This is a genomic window from Tissierella simiarum, from assembly GCF_018917865.1.
GTDB classification, from domain to species: domain Bacteria; phylum Bacillota; class Clostridia; order Tissierellales; family Tissierellaceae; genus Tissierella_C; species Tissierella_C simiarum.
In genome coordinates this window covers 236,770-249,841 of the sequence record NZ_JAHLPM010000003.1, presented here as the reverse complement: position 1 = coordinate 249,841, position 13,072 = coordinate 236,770, and the positions used below count along the sequence as shown (strand labels likewise).

The following is a 13,072-nucleotide window of genomic DNA, read 5'->3' as shown; positions in this document are numbered from 1 at the left end:
TATTTGTATATGCATATTTATCTATTAGCAGCAATCTTTCTTTTCTCCTTTAAGCCACCAAAAATATATCCTATTGCTCCTGCTCCTATAGCAACCTGTAGAGAAAATAATAAGCTTTCTATTTCTCCACTTGGTGGTTCCCATATACTTTCAAACCAAGGTTCATAATCTGGACTAATTTCTTCAATTACCCCTTCTGCTTGTCCGTCAGCCCCTTCAAATTCAGAATCTCTTTTTATTATTAAAGGAGTTATAATAATTGCAATTGCTAACAACAGTAAAAGCAGATTTTTCTTACCTAATTGTTTCAATATCAATCACTCCTTCTTTGTTATACTCTAATAATAAATTAAATATAATACTAGTTATAATGCCTTCTACTATTGCTAAAGGAATTTGTGTCACTGCAAAAACTGTTAAGAATTTTACTAAAGATGCACCTATGCCTCCAATAGGATCTGGAAAAGCTAATGATAATTGAATTGCTGTAATAATATAAGTAGCTAAATCCCCTAAACAAGCTGCTAAAAATACAGATAAGGTAGTATTCATATTTTTCTTCTTCATACCCTTGTATATTCCGTAGGATATTAAAGGACCTACTATTGCCATAGAGAATATATTTGCTCCTAGAGTTGTAATTCCTCCATGGGCTAAAAGCAAGGCTTGAAACAATAAAACTATAGTACCTAAAACTGTCATAGTTGTTGGTCCAAATAATATTGCTCCTAAGCCAACTCCTGTAGGATGAGAACAGCTACCTGTTACAGAAGGAATCTTTAAGGCAGATAAAACAAAAACAAATCCTCCTGCTAAACCAAGAAGTACCTTTTTATTTTGGTCTTCTTTGGCTAGTTTCCCAACCCTCTTAAATCCTATAAATAGAAAGGGTAGACTTAAAATAGCCCAAGTAACTGCCCATTTTAACGGGAGAAATCCTTCCATAATATGCATAGCTTGAGCTATTTGTGGAGTAACAACTAATGTTAACATTATTACTCCAAATAAAACTTTTCTCTTTTTCATAAAATCACCTCACATATATATTTTAAAGGACTAGATCCTTTATTTTTATATATTAGGCGACCTTAGTTTAGGTAGGAAAATAAAATCCCTAACCACAAGGTTAGGGATACGAAGTCATATTAATACCTATAATATATATCTGGTATAAATAACAAGCTATCCCTTCCCACCGAAGGTCACTTTAAAACACATAGGCAGGTCTCCTGACTTATGAATCATCCTAATCTCACTCCTTCCCAGATTATATCCAGTGGATTTGTGATTTCGTACTCATTTACAGTAGCGGGGGCTGTATCGGCATCTCACCGATTTCCCTATTAATCTTTTAGAACCTATTGTTTTCGTATTAAATTGTTACTTTAATATTATCATATATATTTTTACCAATCAACATTTAAATAAATCATTTCCAACATTAGAACAAGTATTCTCCTTTAGATATTCTTAATTAAAAAACTCCTATAAAAATTATTTAATGTAAAATTTGTATATTTACATGTATTATAATAAATATAATTATACATAAATTATTCATTTTTATTTAATGCTAAATTTATTAATAGATACTATTAAATATGTTTATGCTATAATAAGACTATTATTATAAAATTAAAGAAAGGGATTTTAATGAACATAAATTTTGACTGTAAAAAGAAAAATATTGATTCTGTAGCTGGATATATATTTAAAGGCAAAAATTATAGATGCAGCTATATGCGATTTGATACACTTTATGAAAATTTTGCTCCAGGTACTGGAAAAGTTGAGTTATATAATTTTCACCCCAAAAAAGAAGTTAAAGCATCAACCCTTATACTTCATGGTTTAGGCAGTAGAAATATTAAGTTTCTCCTTTGGCTTGGACCTCATTTAGCTTCTGCTGGAGTAAATACCAGTATCTTAATATTACCTGGAAATTATACAAGAGTAGAAAATCATTCTGTTAGCGGCAGATCTTATCTTTATCCTAATATGAAAGTTATGTTCCAGTTTTGGGAGCATGGAGTTATTGATACCATATCAACTATAGACATGCTGGAACAAAAAGGTCTATGGAAAGAAAACAATGTACTAATGGGTTACTGTCTCGGTGGAATGATTAGTACCATAGTTTCAGTTATAGATTTAAGAATTACTCATACTCTTTTTATGACAACAGGAGGTCATATTCCTAAAATCCTTCATGAGTCTCCAGCAACAGCTTTTGTAAGAAAAATGTTCAATGCTGGATTTAAACCAGATTATAATTTAGATAATAAGGATTTACTTTATTCAATCTATGAAGAACAATTCTCAAAAGTTAAAAATATGACCTTTAAAGAGATTATATTAAGTGAAGATATACATCCACTATTTAAAATAGACCCTATTTCTTATGCCCATTTGCTATCTATGAATAAAGTTACTTTTATAGATGCTTTCTTCGATTCTACTTTGCCAATTCAATCAAGAAAGGTACTATACGAAGAAATGGAAGGTTCCAAAAGAAGAATTCTACCTATAACACATGTAAATTGGCTTCCCTTTGGGTATCTATTAGCTAAATATATTCTTCATAAATTGAATATAAATGATAAAGAAGCTAAAAAAGCTTTACTAAGTATAGAAAAAATTGAAAATCCTTTACAAAAATAAATTTGGCGGTATGATATGGATAAATTGAAAAAAAAATTTAAAAAATCTTCTTTTATTGTAAATAAAATATATCTTTTTTTAATATTTATTGGGTTGACTTTAGAAGATGCAACCCTTGGGTTTTATTATTTTATTATGTCACTTTTAGTCTATGGATGGATAACTTTAACTTCTAAAGTTCCAATTCATACGCCTAAAACTCTTAATCATAAAACATATACCTTTAAAAAGACTCCTAAAAAGAATTTAAAATTAGATCTTTGGTATCCAGATAAATTCAAGAAATCCTATCCTTTAGTATATTTTTGTCATGGTGGCGGATGGATTTCCGGTTTTAGAAATCAACCTAATAATGTATCTTGGTGCAGATATTTAGCTGCTAAGGGTTTTGTCGTAGCCAGTATTGATTATAGATATGGATATAAAAATACTATGGATGATATATTGTCAGATTATAGTGATGGATTAACTTATCTAAAAAACAAAAGCAAAAAATTAAATATAGATACGAATAATATAGTTTTAATGGGATTATCTGCTGGAGGTCATTTATCCTTGCTTTATTCTACCTATAACTCATTCTCTAACAACAAGGAAAAAATGAAAGGAATTAAAGGAGTAGTAGCTTACTATGCACCTTCAGATTTAAAAGATATATTTACATCAGACAATAAATCCTTATTTGCTAAATTTGCAACTAAGAAGACCTTAAAAGGTACTCCAACAGAATCAAAAGAGATATATGATTATTATTCACCTATTAATTGGGTTAGCAATAAGATGGTTCCCTGTTTAATAGTTCATGGAAAATTAGATAATACTGTACCTTTTCAATCTTCTGTAAAGCTTATAAAAAAATTAGATGAATATAATATTAAACATACTTTCTTAGTTCACAAAAAAGGAGACCATTCTTTTGATACTAGACTAAAGGATTATAGTACAGTAAATATATTGGATAAAACAGTTAGATTTATTAGAAAAATCACATAATTTTAAAAGTCTATCTTAATTGTTTTATTTGTTCTCGAAAAACATAGTACTATAGGCTTTAAATTCCTTTTATAGCAGGTTTTAAAACCTATAATACTATTTATTTAAACTATTAAAACTTCTTCTAATGTTTCTTTATTGCTAATATTTTGGTAAATGAATTGCTGTACTATGAACTGCATGAGCAGCCTCATGTAAAGCTTCTCCTATGGTAGGATGGCCATGTATGGTAGATATTATTTCATCAATGGTAGCTTCTAATCTTAATGCCAATGCTCCCTCTACAATTAAATCTGTTGCTCTTGGACCAGCCATATGCATACCTAAAATCTCATCAGTCTGACTATCCACAACAAATTTTACGACCCCTTTTTCTTCACCCATAATAAGCGATTTTCCATTTGCATATAGAGGAAATACTCCTACTTTTACTTGATACCCTTTTGTTTTAGCCTCTAATTCATTTAATCCTACGCTTGCTAGTTCTGGTTTTGTATAAACTCCAGATGGTATTGCTTTAAAGTTTACACTAGGTTTTTTACCCATAATACTCTCTGCCGCCAATACTCCTTCTGAACTAGCTACATGAGCTAATAAGATTCCTCCATTACAATCTCCAACAGCATATATATTTTCTACACTAGTCTGCATAGTTCTTCTATCTACTGTAATAGCACCTTTCTCTATCTTTACTCCTATTTCTTCTAATCCAATATCTTCAACAATTGGAGTTCTTCCAATTGATAATAGAACTTTCTCTGACTGAATCTCTTCTTTACCATTAGGTGTACTTACTTGTATAATTAATCCATCTTCACTTGCTTTAATGGCCTCTACCTTAGTATTTACATGAATACTTATTTCATCTTCAGTGAATTGCTCCTTTAATACATTGACTATATCTATATCCATTGTACCGATTAAATCTGGAAGAGCTTCTACAATTGTTACATCGACTCCGAATGCTCTATAAATACTAGCAAATTCACATCCTATAACTCCACCACCTATAATACAGATGCTTTTGGGAATACTTTCTAACTGGAGAGCTTCAGTACTAGTTATTACACCATGTTCATTAATTCTTGGTATTGGCACTTTCTTAGGTCTAGATCCTGTAGCTATTACTGCTTTATCAAATACTATTGTTTCTATTCTCCCATCAGGAGATGTTACCTGAATCTTGTTTTTTCCAATAAATTTTCCTGTTCCAATAATTTTTTTAATCATGTTAGATTTAATTAAAGTTTCTATTCCTTCAACTAATTGATTTACAATATTAATTTTTCTATCTTGCAATGTTTGCCAATCTAATTTCAGATTTTCTGCTTTAACTCCCAGCTCTTCTCCTTCTTTTTTCATAGTCCTAAAAATTTCTGCTGTATGGAGTAATACTTTTGTAGGAATACATCCCACATTCAAACAAGTTCCTCCTATTTTATTCTTTTCTATTAATACTACCTCTGCTCCAAGTTGTGCTAATCTAATAGCACTTACATAGCCACCAGGGCCTCCTCCAATTACAACTACTTTCATATTTTTTTCCTCCTATAGCAATAACATGTCTGGTTTTTCAATATATTGTTTTACTCTATAAAGGAATTGAGCCGCTACAGCACCATCTGCAATTCTGTGATCTGCAGTTAAAGAAAGTTTAATAAAAGGTTTATTTATTAAATTACCATTTTCCAAAATAGGCTTTTCTGTAATTGCATTTACTCCTAAAATCGCTACTTCTGGTTGATTTATAATAGGTGAAAAAGATTCTACTCCAAACATACCTAAATTGGTAATAGTAAATGTACCTCCAACTAGTTCATCTGTAGAAAGCTGATTAGTCTTTGCTTTATATGATAATTCTTTAATTTCTTCCGAAACGCTCCTTAAACCTTTAGTATGAGCATATTTCACTACAGGTACTAAAAGCCCATTTTCTATGGCTACTGCTACCCCCATATTCACATAATTTCTAAGAACCATTTCTTCTCCATCAATTGATGCATTTAGTAGTGGAAATTCAAGTAATACCTTTGAAACAATCTTTACTAATAGGTCTGTATATGTTATCTTTTCTACATCCTTTAAATTATCTTTTATTTCTTTTAGTTTTGTAACATCTACCGACATATCATATGTTACTGCCGGAGAAACATGCCAGCTTTCTGTCATTCTTTCTGCAATTACTTTTCTCATTTGGCTCATGGATACTCTTTGTTCCATAGGGTTTATTGCTTCTTCCAAAGCTCTATCTTTGCTAAAATCGATTACATCTTGTTTCATAATTCTTCTATCCATATTTATTTTTGTTAAATCTACATTTAATCTTTCTGCTGTTTTCACTGCCATTGGAGAAGCTTTTCCTTCTATACATTTTTCATTTTCTATATATTTTTCTACATCTTTAAGAGTTATACGACCATTAGGTCCTGTTCCATTAATATAGGATAGATCTACTTCTTTTTCTAAGGCTAATTTCTTAGCTACTGGTGAAGCAATAATTCTTCCAGTATTTTTTTCTTTTTTATTTTCAACTTCCTTATTTTTATTAGTTGCTTCTACTTTATCTTTTTGATTTGGTTCTGATATAGAACTAGCATTACTAATTGTAGTTGAAATTAATTCTGTAATGTCTTCTTCTAATTCTCCAATAATAGCCACAGGCTCTAAGCATGGAACTGTATCTCCTGAATCAGCTAAAAGCTTTCTAACTATACCGCCTTCTTTTGCTTCCACTTCATTGGTTAATTTATCTGTTGCCACTTCAAATAGTCTTTCTCCGGCTTCAATTCTTTCTCCTTCCTTCTTAAACCATTTTATAATCTTTCCTTTTTTCATCGTAAGCCCTAATTTAGGCATAACAACAACATTTGCCATATCTTAGCCCCCAATCTTTTTTTACCTAATAAAAAAACCTGATTTTTGTGCATTTTCAAGAACTTCACTAACCTTCACTCTTACAGGTCCTTTTCGAGTTATTTTGAATGTAAGCTTTTCACCTTGCTTAAATTCAATTTCTCGCTCTCCGTCCAATGCGATAACTCCATTAGTATCTGCCAAGTAGACATATTCTTCATTTAATCTCAATATTTTTGGCTCTGACATATGAATTCTTTCAATAATTCCAGCACCTAAAGGTGCAATTAATTGACTATATTTATTATTTAAATCTACATATAAACCATAATCTTCATCCTCGGAAACAATCTGTTTACATCCTACCAAAGCAGAAAAACCTATGCTCGCCGGATGAGATTTAATTGTAATAACTTTCAAAATATTTTCAACATTCCAGATAGCTTTTGCTCCCACAAATAAATTCTTAGAAATAACAGCATCTACAAGTGCAATATCTAACAGTTCTTTGTCTTTATATATCTCTATTCTTTTATCTCTTTTTATATTTTTTTCTCCATATCCAAAACAAACGGCAGCTGCTGCCATACCTGCTATAGTGCCTTCCATCATAATAGGATATACGTTATTAGTGCCTGTAGATATGGCAATTATAGGTATTTCTTGAATAGTTTTTGCTACCGCTCTACTAGTACCATCTCCACCTAATACTAATACACATTTAATATTCATTTCTTTCATAAGTTTTGCAGCATAAGTGGTATCGTGATGAGAGCCTTTCATTTCCATATCCAAAATATCGACTTTTGCACTTAAACGTTTCTCTAAAGTTAAATCTTCAATTACTTTATATCCTATCTGATAAGTATCAGGCATTATAAAAATCGAGGATACACCGCAACCTTGTGCTGCTAAAACAATTCTTTTTACAATATTAACCTTTTCGTTATTATCCACTACTGTAGCATAAGATACTAACCTCCTAATATCTTTGCCAGAAGCAGGATTAGCAATTATGCCAATCAACGACTGTTCCTCCTTTTATGAACAATTACTTTAGATCCTTTATTTTATACTAGGCTTTTAACAGCTTTAACAATATCAATATAGTTGGGTATAACATAATCCTCTAATACTGGACTAAATGGAATTGGAGTATCGAGTGCTCCAATTCTTACTACCGGAGCATCCAATTCATCAAAAATCTCTTCTGAAATTATAGCTGAGATTTCTCCTCCATACCCTCCTCTTTTATGCTCTTCTGTTACAATAACAACCTTATGCGTCTTTTTAACAGATTCAAAAATAGTCTTTTTATCTAATGGAAATAATGTTCTTGGATCAACTACCTCTACATCAATCCCTTCTTTAATAAGCATTTCTGATGCAGCTAAGGTCTCATGAACCATTTTTCCTGTTGCAACTATAGTAATATCCTTCCCTTCTCTTTTAACATCTGCAACTCCAAGAGGAATTGGCTTAACCTCTTCTATTTCTCCTTCCATTGCATATAATGCTTTGTGTTCCATATACATAACAGGATTATCATCTTCTATAGAGGTCAACATTAAACCTAATGCATCTTGTGGAGTAGAGGGATATACTACTTTAAGTCCTGGAATGTGAGTAAGCCATGCTTCCAAAGATTGAGAATGTTGAGCTGCCGCCTGAACTCCTGCTCCAGCAGGTAACCTTACTACCATTGGCATATTAATCTTGCCGCCAAACATATACCTCATCTTGGCTGCTTGATTAACTAATTGATCCATCCCAACAGTTAAAAAATCAACAAACATTAATTCTGCAATAGGTCTTAATCCAGTGGCAGCTGACCCTACGGCACATCCAATGATTACACCTTCTGAAATAGGTGTATCTCTTACTCTATCTTCTCCAAATTCTTCAAACAAACCTGATGTTACTCCAAAACATCCTCCAAATGCACCTACATCCTCACCTAATATATATACTTTTTTATCTTGTTGCATTTTTATTCTCATGCCCTCACGAATAGCTTCTGCATAGGTCATTTTTTTCATCTTACCCTAACCTCCTCTACTATATCTGAATATATATCATTCACTGCAGTTTCTAACTCTGGATATGGACTATTGTTTGCAAATTCAATAGCTTCTTCTATTTGGCCTTTAACTTCATTACGAAGATCCTCTAATTCTTTTTCTATCACAATTTTATTTTCTATCATAAATTTTTCAATTCTTGGAATAGGATCTTTTTCTAACCACTCTTTCTGTTCTTCTGTAGGTTTATATGCACCTGCATCTCCTTCAAAATGTCCTCTATGTCTATAAGTTTTACATTCTATTAATGTAGGACCTTGACCATTTCTAGCTCTTTTTATTGCTTCTTCAGCTGCTTCATAAACAGCGAAAACATCATTACCATCCACTGCAATGCCCGGCATATTATAAGCAACTGCTCTATCAGAAATGTCTTTAATTGCTTGATGTCTACTTTGGCTCATTGATATACCATATAAATTATTTTCACAAACAAATATTATAGGTAATTTCCAAATACTAGCAAGATTTAGAGATTCATGAAATGTCCCTTGATTAGTTGAAGCATCCCCGAAGAAGCAAATGCATACTTGCTGTGTTCCTTTATATTTGGCACTTAAGCCTGCCCCTGTGGCAATATTATGTCCTGCTCCTACAATTCCATTTGCCCCTAAAATTCCCTTTGTAGCATCAGCAATATGCATTGAACCTCCTTTTCCTTTACAGTATCCTGTTGATTTACCGTAAAGCTCTGCCATCATATATCTTAAGTCTCCACCTTTTGCAATAATATGCCCGTGTCCCCTATGTGTACTAGTAATATAGTCATCTTCATTCAAATTTGCACACACTCCTGTTGCTACTGCTTCTTCTCCTATATATAGATGAACAAACCCTGGTATACTTCCTTCTGCGAAAAGATTTTGAGCCTTCACTTCAAATTCCCTAATTCGCTTCATGGTTTTATACATTTCAATAATTTTTCCTTTATCTAAACTCACACTATCTCCTCCCTCTAATTAATTGAAAACGCCTACTTCTACACATACAAGCGCTACTTCAATACTATCATCTTGATCTCCGAATTCTGATATAAATAAACCTGATACCTTTAATCCACCTTTTACTGGGTTAATTTGTTTTCTACCTATAGGAAAACACCTTTTCATTCTTTCAATATCTATTTTTTCAGGATTTGAAACTGCTATAGTAGCTTTAATTTCCACATTATCATCGAGGTTTTCAATATTTAATATTTCTTTTAATCCACATAAACAGCTTCTAGAAATAGCTTCTTGTATAGCTTTTTCAGCGGCACGATTTACATCTTGTCCATGAAAATCTACTCCAATACCAAATTCAATTATAAATCGCTTCACAAATGATTCACCCCCTTTTTCCTAATATTAAAGCAAAGTTTATGCCAAAATAGATTTAAAAATAATAAAGATTCCTATGCTGTATTTTTGCAGATATTTATATGCTATATAATATAAAAAAAGGAAATCCTCTATTTTTAAAGGACTTCCTTTCTAAAATTTTTCTCAAAATTGAGATAATTTGTATCATATTTGAGACTCAGTTTCATTTGTGATACATTACTGTATCTTTATGATACTTTTTCTAATATAATCTAATTCAATATCATGTTTTTTTATTCTTCGATATAAAGATGCTCTGCTCATATTCAATCTTAATGCTGCTTCTGATACATTTCCATTACAGCTTTTTAACATTAATTCTATATTATGTTTTATGGCACTATCTATAGAAACCATTTCTACACTATCTATCTCTTTATCTATTTCTTCTATAGCCAAATTCTCATTTAAATTCAAAAGATATTTAGGTTTAATTATCTCCTCGTCTGATAAATAGTATGCTCTTTCTATAGAATTTTGTAACTCTCTTACATTTCCTGGCCAATTATAAGTTTTTAATTTTTGAATAAATTCTTCACTATATCTTTTTCTGTGTTGAGGATGTTCTTGATTTAAACGATTTAAAAATGCTTCAGCACACATTAATATATCATCAGGTCGTTCCCTTAAAGGAGGAATGTGTATTTTAAATACATTTAATCTAAAATATAAATCTTCTCTAAAATTCTTTTTCTGAACTTCTTCTTGTAAATTTCTATTTGTAGCAGCGATAATTCTAATATCTAAAGGTTTTTCGTAGTTACCTCCAATTCGCATAACTTTTAAATTTTCTACAACACGAAGCAATTTAGCTTGAAGTTCTAAAGGTAGCTCTCCAATCTCGTCTAAAAATATGGTACCTCCATTAGCCAACTCAAATTTACCTGGTTTCCCTTCTTTTAGTGCTCCTGTAAATGTCCCTTTTTCATATCCAAATAATTCACTCTCAATTAAGTCTCTAGGTAAAGAAGCACAATTAACTGCAACGAAAGGTTCCTTTGACCTTTTACTTTGATTATGGATAGCATGAGCAAACAATTCTTTCCCGGTTCCACTTTTACCTTCAATTAAGATACATCCTTTATAGTTTGCCATTCTTTTCCCAAATTTTATTAGTTCTAGCATTTTTTTATCTTTAGTGAAAATACTATCAAAAGTATAAGTTGCTACATTTCCAGTAACTTTATTAACCGTTTTATGTAAATATTTTATCTCTTTAAACACAAGAGAAAACCCTGTTATTTCATTATTCAAGATAATTGGAACTATGTTAGCAGAGCAGGGTATCCTTCTATTTTGAAAATATAGATTAAAATCGGTAAAATAAACTCCTTTTTTCTTCTTAGTGTATTCTTCCATTGTATCTAAATTTAATTCTTGAAAAAGACTATGAAAATCTAACCATTCAGCCTCTTCTTTATTGATTCCTAGTATAGAAAGTGCTCCTTGATTCATTTTTTTTATATTGAAATCTCTATCTACAACAATAATTCCATCAGATATACTTTCAAACATAGATTCTACAAGTTCATAAGAGTGAAGTAATTCAATTTGTTTTTCTATACTAAAGGCAGCAGCTACTACAATTCCAAGAGTATGAGAATGCTCTTCATTACAATTTCCAGACATGTTTATACATCCTATTATCTCTCCATCTACATCATGTATAGCAGCAGCTGAACAAGTCCATAGATGATGAGAAACGCAATAATGTTCTGCACCAACGATTTGTATAGGCTTATCTACAGCAAGACAAGTTCCTATGGCATTCGTGCCTACTGCCTCTTCTGTCCATATAGAACCTGGAATAAAGCGAATATTGTTAGCTCTATCTCTTACCACATCATCTCCTATTGCTTCTAAAATATGACCATCTCGATCTGTAAGAACCAAAGTAAAATGAGATTCTAAAACAATATTAAGTAAATTCTTCATTATAGGTCTAGCAATTTCTAAAAGTACCTTGTTTTTTTCCATGATTTCTTCTAATAGCTGGGGTCGAATTTGCTTTCCAGTACCTTCTAAATGATTAACATTCAACTTTCTACATCTTTTCCATGATTCTTCTACATCATGTGATACTGATGAATCCAAAATTCCTTCATAAACAAATTTATTCCAAGATTTCAATTTTGATTCTAGGCTAGCACTCATAAATCTTTTCCTCCCCAATCTAGTATTCTCCAATTTCAATTTCATTTTCTCATTCTTTTTTTTGTTCGTCAAGATAGTCTATAATTTCCTAATCTATAACAAATGTTCTTTATATAATTTTTTTGTTTATCTTTATATAGTAAAATCTTTTTTAATACACAATATATTTTTATTAAAACCATTTTTATTCCACTTCTTTTACGTAGTATAAATTTTAACTTTACATTAAAAAACCTATCTTTTATGATAAAATATAATATGAATATAAACTATCTGATTTAAATTTAAAACAATTCTTAACTTACATTAAATTTCATAAATAAATATAATAAAAGGAGTCACAATGAAAATAACTAATATAGAACCTCAGAAAAATAAAGATAGAGTAAATATTTTTATAGATAATAAGTTTGCTTTTGGTATCTCTGAAGAAATAAGATATAAATATGGTTTAAGTTTAGACATGGAAGTAGATGAAAACTTTATAGAGAACGTAATTAAAGGAGAAGAATTAAATAGAGTTATTAACTACGCCCTCTCTCTTTTATCTTATAGACAAAGGTCTAAAAAAGAAATATTTGAAAGACTTAGACAAAAAGGTTTTGAAGAAGAATACATAAGCCAAGCTATAGATTATTCTATAAAACAAGGATATTTAAATGATAAAGCTTTTGCTGAAAGTTTTATAAAGGATAAGATAAATCTAAATAAGTATGGACCTAATAGAATAAAATATGATTTAATTTCTAAAGGAATTTCTCAAGATATTATTGAAGAAGTATTAGAAATAGATAAAGATGAAGAATACGAAAGAGCTTTAGAATTGGCTATGAAAAAATTTCCATCTTATAAAGGACAAGATAAAAATAGTATTTATAGAAAACTTGGAGGATTCCTTCAAAGAAAAGGATATTCCTATGATATTATATCTAAGGTATTAAAGGAGATATTAAAAGACTAAACTTAAGT

General features: G+C 30.8%; 12 protein-coding genes and 1 riboswitch. Of the genes, 3 read left to right on the top strand and 9 right to left on the bottom strand.

What is annotated here, in order from left to right:
• Positions 1–17: 17 nt before the first annotated feature.
• Both KQI42_RS05385 and KQI42_RS05380 read right to left on the bottom strand, forming a co-directional pair.
• Positions 18–311 carry an energy-coupling factor ABC transporter substrate-binding protein gene (locus KQI42_RS05385; protein WP_216517518.1) on the bottom strand — a complete coding sequence of 98 codons (294 nt, stop codon included), beginning with the start codon at positions 309–311 and terminating at the stop codon, positions 18–20.
• The gene (locus KQI42_RS05380) at positions 295–1,026 is read right to left on the bottom strand and encodes an energy-coupling factor ABC transporter permease (RefSeq protein ID WP_216517515.1); all 732 of its coding nucleotides are present in this window, start codon (positions 1,024–1,026) and stop codon (positions 295–297) included. Before KQI42_RS05380 ends, KQI42_RS05385 begins: the two co-directional genes overlap by 17 nt.
• 176 nt (positions 1,027–1,202) lie before the next feature.
• Positions 1,203–1,377, bottom strand: a riboswitch (cobalamin riboswitch).
• A 276-nt stretch (positions 1,378–1,653) separates the two neighbouring features.
• Here KQI42_RS05380 and KQI42_RS05375 point away from each other — a divergent pair.
• Complete coding sequence (locus KQI42_RS05375; RefSeq protein WP_216517513.1) at positions 1,654–2,661, top strand: alpha/beta fold hydrolase; 1,008 nt, start codon at positions 1,654–1,656, stop codon at positions 2,659–2,661.
• A gap of 15 nt (positions 2,662–2,676) precedes the next feature.
• The gene (locus KQI42_RS05370; protein WP_216517511.1) at positions 2,677–3,654 is read left to right on the top strand and encodes an alpha/beta hydrolase; all 978 of its coding nucleotides are present in this window, start codon (positions 2,677–2,679) and stop codon (positions 3,652–3,654) included.
• A 141-nt stretch (positions 3,655–3,795) separates the two neighbouring features.
• Here KQI42_RS05370 and lpdA read toward each other — a convergent pair whose 3' ends face one another.
• The 7 genes from lpdA to KQI42_RS05335 all read right to left on the bottom strand — a co-directional run bounded on the left by lpdA (position 3,796) and on the right by KQI42_RS05335 (position 12,103).
• Complete coding sequence (gene lpdA, locus KQI42_RS05365) at positions 3,796–5,190, bottom strand: dihydrolipoyl dehydrogenase (protein ID WP_216517509.1); 1,395 nt, start codon at positions 5,188–5,190, stop codon at positions 3,796–3,798.
• Between the two features lie 12 nt (positions 5,191–5,202).
• Entirely contained in the window at positions 5,203–6,528 is a 1,326-nt protein-coding gene (locus KQI42_RS05360) for a dihydrolipoamide acetyltransferase family protein (protein WP_216517507.1), read from the bottom strand.
• 21 nt (positions 6,529–6,549) lie between these two features.
• Positions 6,550–7,533, bottom strand: a complete 984-nt coding sequence (locus tag KQI42_RS05355) for an ATP-NAD kinase family protein (RefSeq protein ID WP_216517505.1) — start codon at positions 7,531–7,533, stop codon at positions 6,550–6,552.
• A gap of 44 nt (positions 7,534–7,577) precedes the next feature.
• Positions 7,578–8,546: an alpha-ketoacid dehydrogenase subunit beta gene (locus tag KQI42_RS05350; RefSeq protein ID WP_216517503.1), complete on the bottom strand. Its 969-nt coding sequence runs from the start codon at positions 8,544–8,546 to the stop codon at positions 7,578–7,580.
• Complete coding sequence (gene pdhA, locus KQI42_RS05345; protein ID WP_343231647.1) at positions 8,543–9,529, bottom strand: pyruvate dehydrogenase (acetyl-transferring) E1 component subunit alpha; 987 nt, start codon at positions 9,527–9,529, stop codon at positions 8,543–8,545. The genes KQI42_RS05350 and pdhA overlap by 4 nt, the downstream gene beginning before the upstream one ends.
• Positions 9,530–9,547: 18 nt before the next feature.
• Positions 9,548–9,907, bottom strand: coding sequence for a Lin0512 family protein (locus KQI42_RS05340; RefSeq protein ID WP_216517501.1), 360 nt, complete (start codon positions 9,905–9,907; stop codon positions 9,548–9,550).
• Between the two features lie 219 nt (positions 9,908–10,126).
• Entirely contained in the window at positions 10,127–12,103 is a 1,977-nt protein-coding gene (locus KQI42_RS05335; protein WP_216517498.1) for a sigma-54-dependent Fis family transcriptional regulator, read from the bottom strand.
• Between the two features lie 343 nt (positions 12,104–12,446).
• Between KQI42_RS05335 and KQI42_RS05330 the strand changes: the two genes are divergently transcribed.
• Positions 12,447–13,064, top strand: coding sequence for a regulatory protein RecX (locus KQI42_RS05330; RefSeq protein ID WP_216517496.1), 618 nt, complete (start codon positions 12,447–12,449; stop codon positions 13,062–13,064).
• Positions 13,065–13,072: the final 8 nt, after the last annotated feature.